This is a genomic window from Vibrio cyclitrophicus (assembly GCF_024347435.1).
Classification (GTDB): domain Bacteria; phylum Pseudomonadota; class Gammaproteobacteria; order Enterobacterales; family Vibrionaceae; genus Vibrio; species Vibrio cyclitrophicus.
The window spans coordinates 1,064,474-1,085,243 of sequence record NZ_AP025480.1 but is presented as its reverse complement, the minus strand read 5'-3'; the positions used below and the strand labels follow the sequence as shown (position 1 = coordinate 1,085,243).

General features: G+C 44.2%; 19 protein-coding genes. 4 read left to right on the top strand and 15 right to left on the bottom strand.

Annotated features, from left to right (window positions below; all coding sequences use genetic code 11):
* Positions 1-5: 5 nt before the first annotated feature.
* The 11 genes from tmk to yceD form a co-directional block, all read right to left on the bottom strand.
* Positions 6-638, bottom strand: coding sequence for a dTMP kinase (tmk, locus tag OCW38_RS05050; protein ID WP_010437299.1), 633 nt, complete (start codon positions 636-638; stop codon positions 6-8).
* Positions 639-648: 10 nt separating this feature from the next.
* Positions 649-1,665: an endolytic transglycosylase MltG gene (mltG, locus tag OCW38_RS05045; RefSeq protein WP_261895299.1), complete on the bottom strand. Its 1,017-nt coding sequence runs from the start codon at positions 1,663-1,665 to the stop codon at positions 649-651.
* Positions 1,662-2,486 carry an aminodeoxychorismate lyase gene (gene pabC / locus OCW38_RS05040; protein ID WP_010437294.1) on the bottom strand — a complete coding sequence of 275 codons (825 nt, stop codon included), beginning with the start codon at positions 2,484-2,486 and terminating at the stop codon, positions 1,662-1,664. The genes mltG and pabC overlap by 4 nt, the downstream gene beginning before the upstream one ends.
* A 104-nt stretch (positions 2,487-2,590) precedes the next feature.
* Positions 2,591-3,835 (bottom strand): beta-ketoacyl-ACP synthase II, encoded by a 1,245-nt coding sequence (gene fabF / locus OCW38_RS05035; RefSeq protein ID WP_010437291.1) that lies wholly within the window; start codon positions 3,833-3,835, stop codon positions 2,591-2,593.
* 93 nt (positions 3,836-3,928) lie between these two features.
* On the bottom strand, positions 3,929-4,162 hold the full coding sequence (gene acpP, locus OCW38_RS05030) for an acyl carrier protein (protein WP_004737381.1): 234 nt from the start codon (positions 4,160-4,162) through the stop codon (positions 3,929-3,931).
* A 166-nt stretch (positions 4,163-4,328) separates the two neighbouring features.
* A complete protein-coding gene (gene fabG, locus OCW38_RS05025; protein WP_010437280.1) occupies positions 4,329-5,063 on the bottom strand; it encodes a 3-oxoacyl-ACP reductase FabG in 735 nt (244 codons plus the stop codon).
* A 25-nt stretch (positions 5,064-5,088) separates the two neighbouring features.
* Positions 5,089-6,012, bottom strand: a complete 924-nt coding sequence (gene fabD, locus OCW38_RS05020) for an ACP S-malonyltransferase (protein WP_010437278.1) — start codon at positions 6,010-6,012, stop codon at positions 5,089-5,091.
* 79 nt (positions 6,013-6,091) lie between these two features.
* Positions 6,092-7,042 (bottom strand): beta-ketoacyl-ACP synthase III, encoded by a 951-nt coding sequence (locus OCW38_RS05015; RefSeq protein WP_261895296.1) that lies wholly within the window; start codon positions 7,040-7,042, stop codon positions 6,092-6,094.
* A 5-nt stretch (positions 7,043-7,047) separates the two neighbouring features.
* Positions 7,048-8,073, bottom strand: a complete 1,026-nt coding sequence (gene plsX / locus OCW38_RS05010) for a phosphate acyltransferase PlsX (protein WP_010437265.1) — start codon at positions 8,071-8,073, stop codon at positions 7,048-7,050.
* 9 nt (positions 8,074-8,082) lie between these two features.
* Complete coding sequence (gene rpmF / locus OCW38_RS05005; RefSeq protein ID WP_004737376.1) at positions 8,083-8,253, bottom strand: 50S ribosomal protein L32; 171 nt, start codon at positions 8,251-8,253, stop codon at positions 8,083-8,085.
* Positions 8,254-8,301: 48 nt separating this feature from the next.
* Positions 8,302-8,829: a 23S rRNA accumulation protein YceD gene (gene yceD, locus OCW38_RS05000; protein ID WP_010437250.1), complete on the bottom strand. Its 528-nt coding sequence runs from the start codon at positions 8,827-8,829 to the stop codon at positions 8,302-8,304.
* A 149-nt stretch (positions 8,830-8,978) separates the two neighbouring features.
* On the opposite strand from yceD, the gene OCW38_RS04995 reads away from it, so the two are divergent.
* Entirely contained in the window at positions 8,979-9,560 is a 582-nt protein-coding gene (locus OCW38_RS04995; protein WP_010437248.1) for a Maf family protein, read from the top strand.
* Between the two features lie 247 nt (positions 9,561-9,807).
* On the opposite strand, the gene rluC is transcribed toward OCW38_RS04995, so the two are convergent.
* The gene (rluC, locus tag OCW38_RS04990; protein ID WP_016783818.1) at positions 9,808-10,752 is read right to left on the bottom strand and encodes a 23S rRNA pseudouridine(955/2504/2580) synthase RluC; all 945 of its coding nucleotides are present in this window, start codon (positions 10,750-10,752) and stop codon (positions 9,808-9,810) included.
* Between the two features lie 618 nt (positions 10,753-11,370).
* Between rluC and rne the strand changes: the two genes are divergently transcribed.
* On the top strand, positions 11,371-14,544 hold the full coding sequence (gene rne / locus OCW38_RS04985; RefSeq protein WP_016783817.1) for a ribonuclease E: 3,174 nt from the start codon (positions 11,371-11,373) through the stop codon (positions 14,542-14,544).
* 259 nt (positions 14,545-14,803) lie between these two features.
* On the top strand, positions 14,804-16,351 hold the full coding sequence (locus OCW38_RS04980; protein ID WP_010437243.1) for a SulP family inorganic anion transporter: 1,548 nt from the start codon (positions 14,804-14,806) through the stop codon (positions 16,349-16,351).
* Positions 16,352-16,484: 133 nt separating this feature from the next.
* Here OCW38_RS04980 and OCW38_RS04975 read toward each other — a convergent pair whose 3' ends face one another.
* Positions 16,485-16,934 (bottom strand): low molecular weight protein-tyrosine-phosphatase, encoded by a 450-nt coding sequence (locus OCW38_RS04975; RefSeq protein WP_016767663.1) that lies wholly within the window; start codon positions 16,932-16,934, stop codon positions 16,485-16,487.
* 84 nt (positions 16,935-17,018) lie between these two features.
* Here OCW38_RS04975 and cobO point away from each other — a divergent pair, with 84 nt between their 5' ends.
* Positions 17,019-17,624, top strand: coding sequence for a cob(I)yrinic acid a,c-diamide adenosyltransferase (cobO, locus tag OCW38_RS04970; RefSeq protein ID WP_010437241.1), 606 nt, complete (start codon positions 17,019-17,021; stop codon positions 17,622-17,624).
* 227 nt (positions 17,625-17,851) lie between these two features.
* Here the strand turns inward: cobO and OCW38_RS04965 are convergent, their stop codons facing one another.
* Positions 17,852-19,978 (bottom strand): AsmA family protein, encoded by a 2,127-nt coding sequence (locus tag OCW38_RS04965; RefSeq protein ID WP_010437240.1) that lies wholly within the window; start codon positions 19,976-19,978, stop codon positions 17,852-17,854.
* Positions 19,979-20,084: 106 nt separating this feature from the next.
* Complete coding sequence (gene udk / locus OCW38_RS04960) at positions 20,085-20,726, bottom strand: uridine kinase (protein ID WP_004734002.1); 642 nt, start codon at positions 20,724-20,726, stop codon at positions 20,085-20,087.
* Between the last annotated feature and the right edge of the window lie 44 nt (positions 20,727-20,770).

The following is a 20,770-nucleotide window of genomic DNA, read 5'->3' as shown; positions in this document are numbered from 1 at the left end:
ACTACCTACTGTTTATCTAGCCAAGCACTTAGCGCGACTTTAATATCAGCGGCTACTTGCTCAATTTCTTGCTGCGCATTAATCACAAGTACAGAATCATCTTGTTCTGCAATTTCTAGATAGCGCTCACGCGTGCGGTCGAAAAATGAGATGTCCATCTTTTCAATTCTATCAAGCTCACCACGACCTCGAGCACGCTCTAGCCCAACTCTAGGGTCTAGGTCCAAATATAGCGTTAGATCGGGCTTAAAGCCGCCTAGTGTAGTTGCTTTCAGTGATTCCATAGTCGTGCGTGCGATCTGACGACCACCACCTTGGTATGCCTGTGAAGACATATCATGACGGTCACCCAATACCCATTGACCACTGTCGAGTGCGGGCTTGATAACGTTCTCTACTAATTGAACACGTGCTGCGTACATCAGAAGCAATTCAGTCATGTCTTGAAGCTTCTCGCCTTCGTGCTCTTCTTTAACCAATGAGCGCATCTTTTCAGCTAAGACCGTACCACCCGGCTCGCGAGTATTAACAATATTCTCGACACCCGACGCTTTTAATGTCTCAACGATGGCATTGATTGCTGTGCTTTTGCCAGCGCCTTCAAGGCCTTCGACCACGATAAATTTCGACTGATTCATAATTTGTTCTTTATTTGTTTTTTCTTAATTGTTTTAAGTAAGCTCGTACTGCACGGTTATGCTCAGTCAAACTCTTTGAAAATACGTGACCGCCAGTACCACTCGCAACGAAATACAAGTAGTTGCTCTTCTCTGGATTCAACGCCGCGTTGATAGACGCTTTACCTGCCATGGCGATAGGTGTCGGTGGCAAACCACTCATTGTATAGGTGTTGTATGCCGTTGGCGTGCGTAAGTCTTTCTTACGGATATTGCCATCGTAGCTGTCACCCATACCATAGATAACCGTTGGGTCAGTTTGCAAACGCATACGCTTGTTCAGACGGTTAACGAACACAGAAGAAACACGCTCACGTTCTGACGCAACGGCGGTCTCTTTCTCAATGATAGATGCAAGAATTAGCGCTTCGTATGGCGATTTAAGAGGCAGTTTATCCGCTCGATTTACCCACTCTTCATTCACCACGCTCATTAGGTCTCGATGCGCGCGCTTCAACAAATCTAAATCCGTTGTACCGTAGGTGTAGTGGTACGTTTCTGCTAAAAAAAGTCCTTCTAGCTTTTCGTTTTCAATACCGAGCTTTTGAGCGATCTCTTTTTCAGAGGCACCATCCAACGCCTGTTGAATGAATTCGTTATCTTTCAGCTGAACAAGCCACTCATCAAAGCGACTGCCTTCTACGAAAGTAATCGTGAATTGATGCTCTTTCCCTTCGACCAGCACTTGTAGCGCTTGCTCGAGGGTTAAACCAGGCTCAAGCAGGAATGTACCCGCTTTTACGTCTACAAGCTCAGGGTGCAACTTACGGATTAATTTCTCGTAAGGAGAAGCCTCAAAAAGCCCCTCATTAATCAACTGTGCTAAAACACGATTAAAGCTGCTTCCTGAAGCAACTGTCACCACCTGCGGTTTTTCTAATTGAATAACTTGTTTCAGGTTATCTTGTGCTTGATTGTATACATAGAACCCAGCAGCAGCGACTGCGATTAGGCACAAGATAATAAAAATAAATAACTTTTTGATCACGAGTTTAGTTGTCCTTGAAGGCTACGAGTAACGGTTCCAATGTTAAATTGGGTATCACTAATACGGATAACGGGAGCAACCCCTAAAATGGAGTTGGTCATGAAAACTTCGTCAGCTTGCATGAGTTGAGATAAGCAATAATCACTAATTGTAACGGAAAGTTCAGCTTGATTCAGCGCGGTTAACACTTGCTTACGCATAACCCCCTCTACACCACTTTGCGTGAGTTGAGGTGTGTATATCGACTGACCTTTGAGCCAAAATAGATTTGCCATGGTGGTTTCAATCACATTGCCTGAAATATCAAGCACCACACCATCCACTTCATTCGCCTGATCCATTTCATCTTTCATCAAAATCTGTTCAAGACGGTTATTGTGCTTATGGCCAGCAAGCAGCGGACTCAAACCTAGCGCTTGATCACAGATACCGAGTTCAACACCGGAGTCTTGCCACGCTGAATAATGACAGGGGTAATCAAAGATAGTGATGGTTATTGTCGGTTTGACGATATTCTTAGTACTGTAGCCTCGCCCACCGGCTCCACGGCTAACATGCAGCTTAATCCCTGCTTTTTCATTATGAAGAGCGTTATCTTGGATATGTCGAAGCGCATTATCGAGCCAAAGGTTAACCACATCCCAATCAAGTGCGGAAATGCGTAACGCTTTAAGGCAATCATCGACACGACGCTGATGATCGTGAAAATGTTGTATCTCACCATCACTCACGAGCATTGTCGTAAAACAGCCGTCTCCGTACTGAAACGAGCGATCCAAAATATCGATAGTTTGCTGGCTTTCCCCATCAACCCAAAACATGTTTTTCCCCATAAAAAGAAACGGCTCAATGCTAAAGCATCAAGCCGTTTAAAAACAAGTCTAATTGTGACTATCTACGAGTGTTTACGTCTTTAATAAGATGATTAAATCTTTTTGAAGATCAAACAGCCGTTTGTACCACCGAAACCGAATGAGTTACATGCAGCATATTCCATGTTGCTAACTTCACGTGCAGTGTGAGGTACTAAGTCAATATCTAAACCTTCTTCAGGATCATCTAGGTTGATTGTTGGTGGAACAATTTGATCAACCAGAGACATCGCTGTGATGATAGCCTCAGCAGAACCAGCAGCACCTAAAAGGTGACCAGTCATCGATTTCGTAGAAGATACCAATACTTGCTTGCTGCCTGCTTCGCCAAGAGCACGCTTGATGCCCTTAACTTCCGCTACGTCACCTGCTGGAGTCGAAGTACCGTGTGCGTTAACATAACCGATTTGTTCACCAGTAATGCCTGCATCACGCATAGCCGCCTCCATTGCTAATGCACCACCAGAGCCATCTTCACTTGGAGATGTCATATGGTAAGCGTCACCCGACATACCGAAGCCAACTAGCTCACAGTAAATCTTAGCACCACGAGCTTTCGCATGTTCGTACTCTTCAAGAACCATCATGCCAGCACCGTCACCAAGAACGAAACCATCACGGCCTTTGTCCCATGGACGAGAAGCTTTTTGAGGCTCATCGTTACGAGTAGATAATGCTTTAGCCGCACCAAAACCGCCCATACCTAGTGGAGTTGATGCTTTTTCAGCACCACCCGCTAGCATTGCGTCAGCATCGCCGTATGCAATCATACGAGCTGCATGGCCAATGTTATGTAGGCCAGTCGTACATGCAGTAGAAATCGCGATGTTTGGACCGCGTAGGCCACGCATGATAGACATGTGACCAGCAATCATATTCACGATCGTCGACGGTACGAAGAACGGGCTAATCTTACGAGGGCCTTTTTCAGTTAGAGCCTGGTGACCGGCTTCGATCAAACCAAGACCACCAATACCAGAACCAATAGCAACACCCACACGTGGAGCGTTTTCTTCAGTAATAGTTAGGGCTGAATCATCTAAAGCTTGAATACCTGCTGCGACGCCGTACTGGATGAACAAGTCCATCTTACGAGCATCTTTTTTAGTCATATACTCTTCGCAGTTAAAGTCTTTTACTAGACCTGCAAAACGAGTTGAGAAATTGGTTGCATCAAAATGATCGATATTAACGATACCACTTTGACCAGCTAGCAGGGCTTTCCAAGAAGATTCTACAGTGTTGCCTACCGGTGACAACATACCCATGCCAGTGACAACTACACGACGCTTGGACACGATTTTACACTCCGGAGATTGAGGTGATTTAAGATGAGGATAGATGAGTTAGATAAAACACAGGCGGTCGAGGTGACCGCCTGGGAGAGATTATTACTGAGCGCTAGTTACGTAATCGATAGCTGCTTGAACAGTAGTAATTTTCTCAGCTTCTTCATCTGGGATTTCAGTGTCGAATTCTTCTTCTAGAGCCATTACTAGCTCAACTGTGTCTAGAGAATCTGCACCTAGGTCATCAACGAAAGAAGCTTCGTTTTTAACTTCAGCTTCGTCTACACCTAGCTGTTCAACAATGATTTTCTTTACGCGTTCTTCGAGGTTGCTCATTTTTTCTTTTCCTTTACAGAGTTCGCTTTATGCGATGTTTTCCGTAGTTTATTCAATCTATTGAAAGTTGCAAGGTCAACTTTTCTGGTCAAACCACAATTTTCACGATTTTAACCGAAATTACGTATGATCTTGACTTAAATCATGCACAAATGTTGCACATAATTTACACCATGTACATACCGCCATTGACGTGAAGTGTTTCACCTGTGATATAAGCTGCCGCAGGTGACGCCAAAAATACCACAGCTTCAGCGATTTCGCGAGGGTCACCTAGTCGACCTGCTGGTACATTCGCCAAAGTTGCTGCACGTTGGTCATCATTTAGCGCTTTAGTCATGTCTGTTTCGATAAAACCAGGCGCTACAGTGTTTACTGTAATGCCACGAGACGCAACTTCACGAGCCATTGATTTAGTAAAGCCAATTACACCAGCTTTTGCAGCTGCGTAGTTAGCTTGACCAGCGTTACCCATAGTACCAACTACAGAACCAACGTTAACAATACGGCCTTGACGCTTCTTCATCATGCCACGCAATACAGCTTTAGACATGCGGAAAATAGGCGTTAGGTTAGTATCAATGATGTCGTTCCACTCATCGTCTTTCATACGCATAAGTAGGTTATCACGAGTGATACCAGCGTTGTTAACTAGAATGTCAATCGCACCAAATTCATCGTTGATGGTTTTCAGTGTAGCAGCAATTGAGTCAACATCAGTGACATTAAGAGCAAGACCTTTACCGTTCTCACCCAGATACTCACTGATTGCAGCTGCGCCGCCTTCAGAAGTAGCTGTACCGATAACTTTAGCACCACGCTCAACTAAAAGTTCAGCGATTGCACGACCGATACCACGGCTTGCGCCTGTAACTAGTGCAACCTTGCCTTCTAAATTCATCATAACTTCTCTATTAAGTGGTTATTTACTTAGCAGCTTCTAGTGATGCAGTGTCGTTAACTGCAGCAGCTGTCATAGTTTTTACGATTCGTTTTGTTAGGCCAGTAAGAACTTTACCTGGACCTAATTCTAGTAGTTTCTCTACGCCTTGTTCGTTCATTGCCTGTACACCTTCAGTCCAACGAACTGGGCTGTATAGCTGACGAACAAGTGCATTTTTGATTTTCGCAGGGTCAGTCTCAGCAATAACATCAACGTTATTGATAACAGGTAGTGCTGGCGTATTGAACTCTAGCGCTTCTAGAGCAACCGCTAGTTTGTCTGCTGCCGGCTTCATCAGTGCACAGTGAGATGGCACAGAAACAGGCAAAGGAAGCGCACGCTTTGCGCCGGCTTCTTTACATAGTGCACCAGCACGCTCTACCGCCGCTTTGTTACCTGCGATAACAACTTGGCCAGGAGAGTTAAAGTTAACTGGAGACACAACTTCGTCTTGCGCAGCTTCTTCACACGCTTTAGCAATCGCTTCATCGTCAAGACCGATGATTGCGTACATTGCTCCAACGCCTGCAGGAACGGCTTCTTGCATCAGCTGACCACGTAACTCAACCAATTTGATCGCTTCTTTAAAGTCGATGACACCAGCACAAACCAGTGCAGAGTACTCACCTAAGCTGTGACCTGCTAAGTTTGCAGGTTGCTCTAGGCCAAGCTCTTGCCATACACGCCAAATTGCAACAGACGCTGTTAATAGAGCCGGTTGAGTGCGGAAAGTTTCATTTAGATTTTCTACTGGACCATCTTGAACCAATGCCCATAGATCGTAACCAAGTGCTTCTGAAGCTTCAGCAAATGTCTGTTTTACAACATCATACTGTTCGCCTAGGTCAGCAAGCATACCGATAGCTTGAGAGCCTTGGCCTGGGAATACGATAGCAAACTTGCTCATTGTAATTTTCCTTTAAGCAAAGCAAAAATTGAATAAGGCACATAAGTTATGTGCCTTGTTTGTTGATTTTCGCTTGAGGTTAGAATTTAACTAACGCAGAACCCCAAGTGAAGCCGCCGCCAAATGCTTCAAGTAGAAGCGTTTGACCACGTTTAATTCGCCCGTCACGCACAGCTTCATCAAGTGCTGTAGGTACGGTAGCTGCCGACGTATTGCCGTGCTTATCAAGGGTGATCACCACTTGATCAAGTGACATCGTCAGCTTTTTAGCAGTTGCCGAGATAATACGGTAGTTCGCTTGGTGTGGAACTAGCCAATCAAGCTCTGACTTATCCATATTGTTCGCAGCCAATGTGTCTTTTACCAGCTTAGAAAGCTGAGTTACAGCTACTTTAAATACTTCGTTGCCCGCCATGTGCAGCCATTTGTCTGCATCACCGCCACGCTCTGGTACTTCTAGGCTTAGAAGCTCACCGTATTTACCATCAGAGTATATGTGAGTAGACAAAATACCTGGCTTTTCGCTTGCGCCTACAACCACCGCACCTGCTGCATCACCAAATAAGATGATAGTAGAGCGGTCAGTCGGATCACAGGTTTTTGACAGTGCATCAGCACCAATCACCAAAACATTTTTACACATGCCAGTCTTGATGTGTTGATCAGCAACAGACAATGCATAGACGAAGCCAGAGCATGCCGCAGCCAAATCAAACGCAGGGCAACCTTTGATACCAAGTTTGCCTTGTACCTGACATGCCGAAGACGGAAATGTATGGCTACTGCTGGTTGTCGCAACGATGATTAAATCAATATCTTCTTTGTCGATACCTGCCATTTCAATGGCATTTTCAGCAGCGTAAAACGCCATATCAGCAACGGTTTCGTTTTCCGCTGAAATACGACGCTCTTTAATACCTGTTCTAGCAACGATCCACTCATCGCTAGTCTCTACCATTTTCTCTAAGTCTGCGTTAGTACGCACCTGAGATGGCAAGTAGCTGCCAGTACCTAAAATTTTGCTATACATGAAGACTAATAATGCCTCTCGAGTAAAACCGCTTCCAAACGATCGCTAATGCGGCTGGGGACTTGTCGTTTGACCTCGTGTACTGCTTCACCAATCGCGTTGACGACTGCAGACACATCAGCACTTCCATGACTTTTAATGACAATGCCGCGCAATCCTAACAAACTTGCGCCGTTATACTGGTCGGGGTTCAAGGTTTTTAATTCAGTAAATAGCTCAGAAAACAGCTTTCTGGCAATCCAACCCTTTATTGTTGAAGCCATCATGCGCGTTTTTAGCTTATCAATAAAGAGCTGAGCTGTACCTTCGCACGTTTTTAAGCAGACATTGCCCACAAAACCATCACATACGACGACATCAGCTGCATCTTGAAGTAGTTGATTACCTTCAATATAGCCTATGAAGTTAACGGATTGAGTATTAGCCAACATTTCGGCGCATCGTTTTACAAGGTCGTTGCCTTTAATTTCTTCTGCACCAATATTCAAAATAGCGACGCGTGGAGCTCGCCCTAAATGTTGTTCTGCTAATGCGCTGCCCATCACGGCAAACTGAAAGAGTGAATCCGCATCACTAGATACGTTTGCTCCTAAATCAAGCATCCACGTCCGGTTACCAGAGGCAGTAGGCAAAGCGGAAACCAATGCAGGCCTATCAATACCAGGGAGGAGTTTGAGTCGGAAACGAGACAAAGCCATCAATGCACCAGTGTTACCACCACTCACACAAGCATCAGCCTGTGATTCGGCAACCAGATCGATAGCGACACGCATAGAGCTACCCTGACTATTACGTAAAGCTAGTGACGGTTTTTCAGAATTGGAGATAACTCGGTCACAGTGCTGGATACTCAAACGAGAATCAGGCATTTGACCTAATGAAGATAATTGAGATGTGATCGCGTTTCGATCACCTATGAGAATGACTTTTAGCTCTGGGAAATACGACAGTGCCTGCACGGCGGCAGGCACTGTTACACGGGGACCGAAGTCTCCGCCCATTGCATCAAGCGCAACGGTTAGATTTTGCAAAGGTCAACCTTACTTGTTGATAACCTTTTTGCCGCGGTAGAAACCTTCGGCAGTCACGTTGTGACGTAGGTGAGTTTCACCTGAAGTTGCGTCTACAGAAAGTGCAGCTGTAGTTAGCGCATCGTGTGAACGACGCATGCCACGCATTGAACGTGATTTCTTGCTCTTTTGTACGGCCATTGACCCTACTCCTATGTAAATTCTTAAAGATACTTATTTGTTAATAAGTTACTTCTTCAAGTTTTTTAAAACATCAAATGGATTCGGCTTTTTGTCTTCCTCAATTTCTTCAGGAAGTTCACCAAACACCAAGTTATTTGAGTTAACGCTACATTTCGCATCGTCGTGCATTGCTATTTGTGGCAATCCAAGGATGAACTCGTCTTCAACTAATTGAATCAGGTCTAACTCACCGTACTCGTTCAGATCTACCAAATCGTACTCTTCCGGTGCTTCCTCTTCACTTTTCTCGCTGTAAACAGGAGTATAAGTAAATTGGACATCGCACTCATGCGCGAAAACCTCATTACAACGTTGACACTCTAAATCGACTTCGACGTTAGCTTTACCAGAGATAACGACTAATCGTTGTTCATCAAGCCCAAATGACATTGAGACTTGCGCGTCACGTTTTACGCCTTCAGTTGCTTCGGTTAAACGCTTTAAAAGACTGACTTGGATGATACCATCCATATCGAGTCGTTTTTGAGCCGTTCTTGCCGGATCAACTGTACGCGGTATTTTTTCCTTTTGCATAGGGCGCGAATCTTATCTTCCAAATCATGTTTAGTCAAAGGAAATGGCAAAAAAAATGTACTTTCCTGCCTTTCCTATTCAGAGCATTATGAATAGCAGGACAAGTTACGTTATCCTGAGATAAATGCTTCCGTGAATTGTAAATTAAAATGAGAAATTACCAACTAGTTTTAGCCTCTACCTCACCATTTAGGCAAGAGATCCTCAAAAAACTACACTTAGACTTCATAACAGCCAAGCCTGACTGCGATGAAACACCGTTTCCAGAAGAGACACCTCAGCAGTTAGTGATGCGTTTAGCTGAGACGAAAGCCAAGTCTTGTACAATTGAACAACCAGGATTAGTGATTGGTTCTGATCAGGTTTGTGTGATTGACGATGAGATCATTGGTAAGCCACACACTCGTGAAAAAGCAATTCAGCAACTATCTCGCCAAAGTGGTAAAAGCATCACTTTCTATACTGGACTTTCCGTTTGGAACAGCGAAACCAATAAAGCTGACACGCGTCTCGACACCTTCGTGGTGCATTTCCGCGATCTAACAGAGCAACAAATCATTTCGTATGTTGAGAAAGAGCAGCCTTATTTCTGCGCAGGCAGTTTTATGTGTGAAGGATTAGGCATTGCTTTGTTCAAACAAATGGAAGGCAAAGATCCAAATACCTTGATCGGGTTACCTCTGATCGATTTAGTCGATATGTTAGAAGCGCAAGGAATGAGAGTGCTGTAACAAATACTCTCTCTTTGTTAAGGGTTCCCTACTCCTTCCTTCGTCCGTTTAAGAAACGACGAGAAAGAAAAGTGAAATAAGTAGCGAAACGGTCTTTCAGTAAATTTCGTCATCCTCAAGAGAAGGGATGAGCGAGTTAAGGATCTTCGACAACATATGAAAACAAAAAGGTTGACGATATTCGTCAACCTTTTCTAATTGAAGCTCAGATACTCAATTCACGAAAAATTTGTGAACTCGTATATTTCTAAAGCTTACGTAAACCAGTCAGGGCCTTCTCTAGCCTTTTTTCCATTGGCGCTGAGATATCCATCTTCTCTTCGCTACCTGGGTGAGTAAACTTGATGTTTGCTGCGTGAAGAAACAAACGATTCAATCCAACTTTACCCGTATAAGCATCGAATCGACGATCGCCATAACGGTCATCCCAAGCAATCGGATGACCAGTATACTGAGCATGCACACGAATTTGGTGGGTGCGGCCGGTAATAGGGCTCGCTTGAACCAAAGTCGCGTCTTGGAATTTTTCTAAAACCTTAAAACGAGTTTCAGACGCCTTACCATTTGGGTTAACACGAACAATGCTGTTTACTTCATTTTTCAACAAAGGTGCATTGACCACTTTACAACTGTTCTTCCATTCACCCATCACCAAAGCGAAATAGTATTTCTGAACCGTTTTTTCACGGAACTGCGCTTGAAGATGTCTTAGTGCAGAGCGCTTCTTAGCAACAAGTAGAATGCCAGACGTATCTCTATCAATCCGATGCACTAACTCAAGAAAGCGAGCATCAGGACGAAGTGCACGCAATGCTTCAATCGCGCCAAACTTTAGCCCACTACCACCATGAACAGCAGTACCCGACGGTTTATTAAGAATCAACAGATGATCATCTTCATAAATGATGCACTGTTCTAGTTCAGAAACCTTGTTGAGTTTTGTGCTCGGTATGTTCTCTTCTGTTTTCTCTTCAATCGTTACTGGTGGGATACGAACTAAGTCACCAGCTTTTAGTTTGTACTCAGCTTTAATGCGTTTTTTGTTTACGCGGACTTCGCCTTTACGCACGATTCGATAAATCATGCTTTTCGGGATGTTTTTTAATTGGTTGCGTAAGAAGTTATCAATACGCTGACCAGCCATATCTTCGTCGATGTCGACAAACTGGACTTGGGTTCTAATTTCGCTCATGCGGTTATTGTATCACTGTCACTTTTGATAATTGAGATTTTCTTAGCACTATTCCGCACTAATTTACGCTTAATAGTCTCGAATCCATCACTAAATTGCACTCGAAGTTCTATATTTCTTTGATTCTTCGAACAAAAAAGCATCAAGATTCCTGCAAATTAAAATATCAAATGATAAATTATTTATAGACAGTGAGTTAGAGCTATCAAAACCCAAACAAAAACTGTTTTTTTTACAGCATTCCGACAAAGCAGATTGCTGTGTTTACCGACCGCTGCTATAGTTCACAGCTGCTATCAGTGGTTTGACTATTATTTAAACAGCTAACCATTCATAAGCAAGTAAATGAGTAGATAACTCAGATTAGACAGTGCTGCAATCGGCGTAAGACACGGTCAACTGAGCTCCTTATCGCTCTACTCACGTACACTCATGTTGAGTATTCACCGCCACATCGCGGATCATAGGCTAACTCCCTATGATGACTGACGTGCCCCAGAGCATCCCTCTCCAGCCGGGAGGCTGCACCGATAAAGCCATGGGATCTGGCACCATGAGAAACGAAATAAAGCGATAAGAACAATGATGAAAATAAGAAAAGACAATGAGAATTTCTAAATGAAAAGAATGTTAATTAACGCAACTCAAAAAGAAGAGTTGCGTGTCGCTTTGGTTGATGGCCAGCGACTGTTCGATCTAGATATCGAAAGTCCAGGTCACGAGTCAAAGAAAGCGAATATCTACAAAGGACGTATTACCCGTATTGAACCAAGCCTAGAAGCGGCATTTGTTGATTACGGCGCAGAACGTCATGGTTTCCTCCCTCTTAAAGAAATTGCCCGCGAATACTTCCCTGAAGGTTATACATACCAAGGCCGCCCTAGCATTAAAGAAGTGCTAAGAGAAGGCCAGGAAGTGATCGTACAAGTAGAGAAAGAAGAACGTGGTAGCAAAGGTGCTGCACTGACGACTTTCATCTCTTTGGCCGGTAGTTACTTAGTTCTTATGCCTAATAACCCTCGCGCTGGCGGTATTTCTCGTCGTATCGAAGGTGATGAACGCACTCAACTGAAAGCAGCATTAAGCACTCTTGAACTTCCTCAAGGTATGGGCTTAATCGTGCGTACAGCGGGTGTTGGCAAAAGTGCAGAAGAGCTAGAGTGGGACTTGAATGTTCTATTGAATCACTGGGGCGCTATCAAGCAAGCTTCTGATTCAAACGCAGCCCCTTTCCTTATTCACCAAGAAAGTAACGTAATCGTTCGTGCGATTCGTGACTATCTACGTCGTGATATTGGCGAGATTCTAATCGACAGCAACACTATTTTTGAACGTGCACAAGCGCACATTCAATTAATACGCCCAGATTTCATGAATCGCGTTAAGAAATACGATGGTGAAGTGCCTCTATTCAGCCATTACCAGATTGAAAGCCAGATCGAGTCTGCTTTCCAACGTGAAGTTCGTCTTCCTTCTGGTGGTTCTATCGTAATCGATCCAACAGAAGCTCTGACTTCTATCGATATCAACTCTGCTCGTGCAACAAAGGGCGGCGATATTGAAGAAACAGCGCTAAATACTAACTTAGAAGCGGCCGATGAAATTGCACGTCAGTTACGTCTACGCGACCTAGGCGGTCTTGTTGTTATCGACTTCATCGATATGACTCCGGTTCGCCACCAACGCGAAGTAGAAAGCCGTCTACGTGATGCCGTTCGTTTAGATCGCGCACGTGTTCAGATTGGCCGTATTTCTCGCTTTGGTCTTCTAGAGATGTCTCGTCAACGTTTGAGCCCATCACTAGCAGAAGCAAGCCACCACATTTGTCCTCGTTGTACAGGTACTGGTGTTGTTCGTGATAACGAATCTCTAGCACTGTCTGTTCTACGTTTGATTGAAGAAGAAGCCCTGAAAGACAATACAGCGCAAGTACTTGCTGTTGTACCTGTTCCAATCGCTTCTTACCTTCTGAATGAAAAACGTCGCTCAGTAAACCACATTGAGAAGAACCAAGAAGTTAAGATCACTGTTGTTCCTAACTCAGACATGGAAACGCCACACTTTGAGGTTATCCGTGTTCGTGAAGGTGAAGAGTTTGATCTACTGTCTTACCTACTTCCTCAAAAGCTAGATGCGCTTAAAGAAGCGGAAAGCAAAGAACCTGCAGAACAGACTATTCGCCCTAAGAAGCTCGAAGAGCCGGCTCTAAAAGGCTTTGCAGCTCCAGCTCAATCAGCACCGACTCCAGCTCCAGCTCCAAAAGCTGTAGAAGAGAAGAAAGCTGAGCCAGTAACAACTCAAGAACCAGGTCTAATCGGTCGTTTCTTCAAGGCTATCGGTAGCTTCCTATTTGGCTCTTCGACTCAAGAAGAGAAAAAAGAAGAGAAGCAAGAAGAAGAGAAACCTAAAAGCAATCGTAACAACGGTAACCGTCAACGCCGTGATCGTAACGACAACCGCCGTCGTAACCAACGTGGTGACCGTGGCGAACAACGTAACGAGCGTGGTGAACAACGCGGCGAACGTGGTGACAACCGTAACGAAAACCGTGACAACAAACGTCGTCGCAAACCTGCACGTGATGAGAAACCTGAAGAGCAAAAAGAAGCAGCTCCACAGCAAACTCGTCAACCTCGTAAGCCAAAGCAAGATCGTCGCAACAAGCCACGTGATGAGCAGAAGCAACGCGAAGAGCAAGTACCATCTAAATTAGCAGAAGAAGGTCTACAGCTGGCGGCAGAAGCTCAAGCTGACAAGCCTGAAGCGCCTAAGGCAAAACCTGAAGCTAAAGCTGTTAAGATTAAAGAGCGTCGTCAGCGTCGTAAACTGAACAAACAAGTTCGAGTTAAAGACCAACAAGCTCAAGCTGAAGCAGACAACTCATCTAAAGAGCAAGTTGTCGCAAAAGAACAGTCAGTAGCAAAAGAGCAAAAAGTTGCGGAACAAGTAGAAGCAACTCAAGCAAACTCTGAGCAAACTGAACAGGAAGAGCCAAAACAACGTCGTAACCGTCGTTCTCCACGTCATCTACGTGCAAGTGGTCAACGTCGTCGTCGTGGTCGTGATCGTCGCCCTAACCCATTCCGCCTACGTAAAGGTGGCGTAGCTTCTCCTGAGATGGCTATGGGTAAAGTAATGCCTCGCTTCGTACCAAAGCCTCATCACAAACAGGCAAAACCTGAAGTGACCGAAGTTCAAGTGAGTACAGAGACTAAAGTTGCTGTTCAAGAGCAAAATGTTGCTCAAGATACAGCACCACAAAGCAACGTAGTTATGGCAGGTGGCTTTGCGTGTCCTGAACTGGCTATGGGTAAAGTAATCATTCGTCGTGACGATGCTGCTATTATTGAGCAAACTGCAACTCAACAAGTTAACGTTGAAGCTCAGGTAACTGAAGCTCCAGCCGTTATTAAAGAAGCTCCTATCGCTGTTGAAACGACGAAAGTTGAAACTCCAGTAGCAGAAGCTCCTGTTGTAGCTAAACCTGTACAATCAGAAGAAGCAACACCCGTTGTTGAACCTGAAGTCGCTGTTGAAACTCCTAACGCTGAAAGTGTAAAAGTTGAAGAAGTTCCTGTTGTAAAAGCAGAAGCTCCTAAAGCGGCACCAAAGGCTGTGGTTGCTAAAAAGCAAGCAGGTTCACCAATGACTAAAGCGCCGGGTCCTCAAGAGATCAAAGAGATTCAAGTTGTTGCAGCTCCCTTCCGTACTGAGCGTTTTGTACCGAAAGGTGCGGGTAGCCAAGCAGCGTCAAACAAAGCTGGCGCAGGCATGACTAAGCCTCAATACTAATAAGTTTCACGGATTAATCCGTAGATAACACCAAAGGGCTGCTTATTAATAAGCAGCCCTTTTTTATATCTATTCTTCCGATAACTTATAATAGATATATTACTCAAAGTGGGGTTCAACCTTGAACTTAATCACATTTTTGGGTAGCATTCGCGCACTTATCTTTTCGACACTTCGCTATTGCCGCTCTTTTCCATCACTGTTTGGCTACGCAATACACTCGTGTCGGTAAATCCATTTTTAGCATAGCTGAGCAAACATGTTCGAATTCCCACAATTTTCAAAGCACTCTGTAAAGAATGACGTGCTTTCAGGTCTTACAGTAGCCCTAGCTCTGGTACCTGAAGCCGTAGCATTCGCTTTTGTTGCTGGCGTTGACCCAATGGTTGGTCTTTACGCAGCATTCATCGTAGGTTTAATCACTTCTGTCTTTGGCGGTCGTCCAGGTATGATATCTGGTGCAACTGGCGCAATGGCTGTAGTAATGGTAAGCCTAGTGGCAACCCATGGTGTTCAATACCTATTTGCAGCCGTAATGTTAGCCGGTCTTCTGCAAATTGCAGCTGGTGTATTTAAGCTAGGTAAATTTATCCGTATCGTTCCGCACCCAGTAATGATTGGTTTCGTGAACGGTTTAGCGATCGTTATCTTCTTGGCACAGCTTGGCCAATTTAAAGCGCCTGATGTAACGGGAGCATTAACTTGGTTACCAAGCGGTCAAATGACTCTGATGTTAGGCCTAGTAGCACTGACTATGGGTATCATCCACTTCCTACCTAAACTCACAACAGCAGTGCCTTCTTCATTGGTTGCTATTGTTACGGTAACGGCTTTGGTTGTTGGTCTTGATCTTGAAACTCGTACTGTTGTCGACTTCCTACGTACTATGTCTGGTGATGAAGCAGCGACACTAGCAGGTTCTCTACCAACGTTCTCGATTCCTGCGGTTCCATTTTCATTTGAAACACTGCAAATCATTCTGCCATACGCCATTATCCTTGCGGCTATCGGCTTGATTGAGTCTCTACTAACACTAACGGTACTAGACGAAATGACAAACACTCGTGGTCAATCTAACCGTGAATGTGTAGGTCAAGGTATGGCTAACGTAACGTGTTCAGTATTTGGCGCGATGGGTGGTTGTGCGATGATCGGCCAATCGATGATCAACGTAAACTCAGGTGGTCGTGGTCGTCTTTCAGGTATCGTAGCTGCAGTTGCACTTCTGATGTTCATCCTGTTTGGCTCCGCGCTTATCGAGATGATTCCTCTAGCGGCACTAGTGGGTGTAATGTTCATGGTTGTTATCGGCACGTTTGAATGGGCTACCTTCAAGCTGGCGCGTCGTGTACCTAAGCAAGACTTCTTCGTTATCATTCTTGTAACAGTAGTAACGGTGTTAACTGACCTTGCGGTAGCCGTTGGTGTTGGTGTTGTAGCTTCAGCGTTAATGTTCGCTTGGCAACATGCTAAACACATCTACGCAGACACCTCAGTAAACGCAGAAGGCTCAAAAGAGTACAAAGTTAACGGCCCAATCTTCTTTGGTTCAACGGCTAACTTCCTAGAGTTGTTTGACGCATACAACGATCCACAAGATGTCATCGTTGATTTTGCAAACTCACGCGTTACTGACCACTCAGCGATTGAAGCAATCGACACGATTGCTGACCGTTACGCAGCATTAGGCAAAACTCTTCACCTTCGCCACTTAAGCAAAGACTGTGTCGCTATGCTGCACAAAGCCGGGAGCTTAGTTGAAGCGAACGTTGCAGAAGACCCTATCTACAAAGTAATGTCTAAGTAATCTTAGCTATCGCTTAAATTAGATTTAGAAAGGCCGACATTCGATGTCGGCCTTTTTATATCTATAATTCTTGATATTCTTGATCGTGTTGATCTTGTTCTTTTTTGCTCAAAGACCGAACATCACTTCGACGTTAAATCGAATTTAATATTGCATCACTCGACTCTTCGATTAAATCCAACACTAATTCAAAGCCATTCCCCTCACCATAATAAGGATCGGGAATTTCTTGATACTGTGACTCTCCAAAACTCAAAAACAGCGCGAGCTTGTATTGGAGGTGAACTGGACACTGGCTCATTAAGTCTTCCAAATTAGCTCTATCTGCTGCAAGTATCAGGTCAAACTCTTCAAAGTCATTCATAACTACTTTGCGGGAGGTTATTCCCTTAAAACTGTACCCTCTCTTCTCTCCTGCCGACTTTGAGCGTGAATCCGGTGGATTGCCTTGGTGGAATCCAATTGTACCCGCAGAGTCGACCACAACATCAATCCCTATCTGCTGAGCTTTCTTTCGAAGCACCGCTTCACCTGTTGGCGAACGACAAATATTCCCCATGCAAACAACGAGTATCTTTTTCATCCGTAATCACCTGTTCTTCCGATGGTTTTTGCTATCGTTAAGTTAGGCTATGATAGACGCAATCACAACTTAAAAGGATTTGTTATGTCGACCGAAGACAACAAAGAACAACGCCATAAGGCAAGACAACAGAAAGTAAAAGAACAAGTCGATGCACGAGTGGCTGCAGCACAAGAAGTGAAAGGCTTATTGTTGGTTATTACTGGTAACGGTAAAGGTAAATCAACATCAGGTTTCGGTACCATCACTCGAGCTGTAGGCCATGGTAAGAAATGTGCCGTTGCTCAATTTGTTAAAGGCACTTGGGATAATGGCGAAAAAAACGTTCTTCAAAAGCTGGATGTAGAGTTCCAAGTGATGGGAACCGGCTTTACTTGGGAAACCCAAAACAAGGCTCAAGATATCGAAGCTGCGCAGCGCGTATGGAAAGAGTGTCAACGTATGCTAACCGACGAGTCGATTGATGTAGTTTTATTTGATGAGCTGACGTACATGGTGAGTTATGGCTACATCGAATTGGACGAAGTAGTAGAAGCTCTAAATAATCGCCCGAAAATGCAATCAGTAATTATTACTGGACGTGGTGCGCATCGAACGTTGACTGACATGGCTGATACGGTATCTGAAGTTCGTAACGTGAAGCACGCTTTCGAATCTGGCGTTAAAGCTCTACAAGGTGTGGATTGGTAATCCCGTTCAATTAGAGATCCCCGACTCGGTCATTCTTTCCTCTCGAGGATGACGACTCTTCAGTGTTACTCCCCTAAATAAAGGATGAGCACCGATCGTCATTCCCTAGAACGAGGGACGAGTGTCATAGAGAATCTCTCGAAAGTATCATAAGCATCCAAACAAAAGCGCCATTCCCTGCAATAAGGAATGGCGCTTTTTTCTATGCTAGTTCAAGCGAGCAGAGATTAGTTAAAGAAGCCTTTCAATAAACCATCAACCGCTTCTTTCGTTTTTTCGTCTTTGATCTTATCCGTTAGCTTATTCACACCACGGTCAATCTCTTTCTGCGCTTTTTGCTTCAACACATCATCAAAAACAAGCGCAAATTTCGGTTCTGCCCACTGGCCAGTGACCTTGATTGGGATAGTGACATCTTTCAGGTCATCGATACTCTTACCACCCTGACCTTCTAAGGACCCAACTATCGATGTTCTCACAAGGAAATCGACTGTCTCATTGATGAAGTTTGCCTTACCTTGGCCCGTCACTCTTAAAAGCGGTGATTGAGCTGACAAGTCATTCGTTGAAACCCAGCCTTTATCCACTTTGAGTGTCGCTTTCATTGCACTGAAATCAGTCTTCTGTGCGCCATCAACTTTTTCGACCTTCTCACCCTTGATCTTGGCGTAGTTTTCTCGAATCAGCTGAGCGACATTAATACCGTTAACCGCACCATCTTCGAAATTAATCGCAATCGTACCGACTAAGTTCTGTTTAATCCCTGTTGGTGTCAAGCTTTTACCTTTGACGTCAACATCGATATTACCAGTACCTTCTAGCATATCGTTTTCAGCGACATCAACCAGTAACGGCTGAACTTTCACACCTTTGATTTTCTTCTTAGCGGTGTAAGTCGCCGGTGTATTACGTGCATCTAATCTAGCTGTTGCAGAGATAGACCCATCGTAGAGATTCGATGTAAATGAGGTTAGCTCCGCGATACCACGATTAACAGAAAATGCTGTTTTAACATTCTGCATCTTCGCGTTGTTCGCTTTGAACTTATCAATCGTGATGTCACCTTTCACGTCTAACGTTTTCAGAGCCGAAAGATCAGGTTCTACTTCTTTAGTAGGAGCTGAACTATCAGAATTTGACGTTGAGCCACCAGCAGAATCAGAAGGCGCTGTGCTCGCCGTTTCTGTTGTCTTACCCAAACCTAAGAACTCATCTAAATCGATATTTGGACTATGGAGAGAGAAACGAACCTTTGGTATTTCAGATAAGGTGACGTCTGCTTTACCGTCTAGCTCGATAGCATTTGCTTGCAACTTCTCTAGCACAAAGCTCAAGTGGCTCTTATTAAGATCAAAGCTTAGGTCAGACAACATATCCACTTTCATTGGTGATTGTGGAAGCGCATCGCCTTTGAGTGTTGAATCTAACGTCAGCTTATTCAATGTGACTTTTGAAATCGCACTATCTACCGTTAGTTCACCACCACCTTTAAGATCAAGGTCAAGGCCTGCGGCGTTACCAACTACAGCATAAGTAAGTTGGTTTACCTTATCGAACTCAAACGTGTTCAAACCAATTTTTGCAGATTCAATCGACGTCGCAGGATCATTGAACTTAGCGTTTAGGTCAATATTGCGAAGTGCGTAACTTGCAAAACCTTCCGCTAATTTAAACTCAGCACTACCTTCTGCAGAGAACTTCTGCTGATTGTTTTCACCAGAGGCAGCAAAGGTCGCAGTGGTCCACGTATCAACCGCAAATTCAGACAAGTTTAAAGACACATCGTATAACTTAGTGAATGAGCCGGCTTGCTTGTCGTCCATTTCAAACAATGCGTTTGAGACAGTAACGCCCGCAAGGTTTATCGTCCAACCTGATACTTCTGTCGTACCTTGTTCTTCGGTCGCTGGCGCGGATTCAGAACGGGTATCTGCAACAGACTCAGGCTCTTGAGACGCTGATGCCTGCGTTAACGCATCGATGTTCTTACGACCATCTTTAAGGGTTTCTAAATAGAATTCTGCACCATCCAGAGTCACGTTGCCGATTTCTAGTTGGTTGCTAAATAGCGGAGTAACCGACACATCAACACCAACGTTATCAACCTTAAATAGGTTAGGTTGGGTAAATCCTTCAGGGTTACGTAATTCAGTTTGACCAAGAGCAAAGCCAATAGATGGGAAGAATTGCCAGCTGATATCACCCTCGATCACGAGCTCTAGGCCGGTGTGTTTTTGGGCTTGTTCGACAATTAATGGCTTAAATTGGTTGGGATTCACTAACAGCACTAGTGCCAGAATTGCTGCAATAACAACAAACACTGGTACAGCTATGAAAATGAGTAGTTTCTTCATCCGCATATTCCTTGCTTAGATTCCAAAAGAAAGTGGCACTATAAAAGTGCCACTGATTCGGTAAAAAATAAAGCTAAGTGAGTCACTTAGGCAAAATTTTATTCGATTAAGACTTCAACAACTTCGCAATGTGCGCTTTTAACACATCAATCGCAATACGGTTTTTACCACCACGAGGAACGATGATGTCTGCGTGTTGTTTTGAAGGCTCGATAAACTGCATAAACATTGGGCGCACTGTTTCTTGATATTGCTTAAGTACCGTGTCCATTGTACGACCACGCTCTTCTACATCACGTTTAACACGACGTAGTAGACAGATGTCTAATGGCGTATCCATAAACACGCTTGCGTGCATTAGTTTACGGAGACGCGGGTCAGTTAGAAGCAGAATACCTTCTAAAATGATCACTTTCTTAGGGGTAAGTGTAGTCGTTTCAGAAGTGCGTGTATGCTCTGTGTAACTGTATTCCGGAACTTCTACTGCATTACCACTCATTAGCTGCTGTAGATGTTCACATAAAAGATCATGATCTAGTGCATTTGGGTGATCGTAGTTAGTTTTAACACGCTCTTCCATACTCAAGTGGCTTTGGTCGCTGTAATAGCAATCTTCCGTGATAACACCAATTTGATGGTCGCCTACTTTTTCGCGCAATTCATTATAAATTGTACTAGCAATCAGACTTTTTCCTGAAGCTGAAGCGCCAGCGATACCTACGATGACACATTGATTATTATCAGACATTAATTTTGCACCCGATATGGTTTGGTGGTGGGAAGAGATAAACC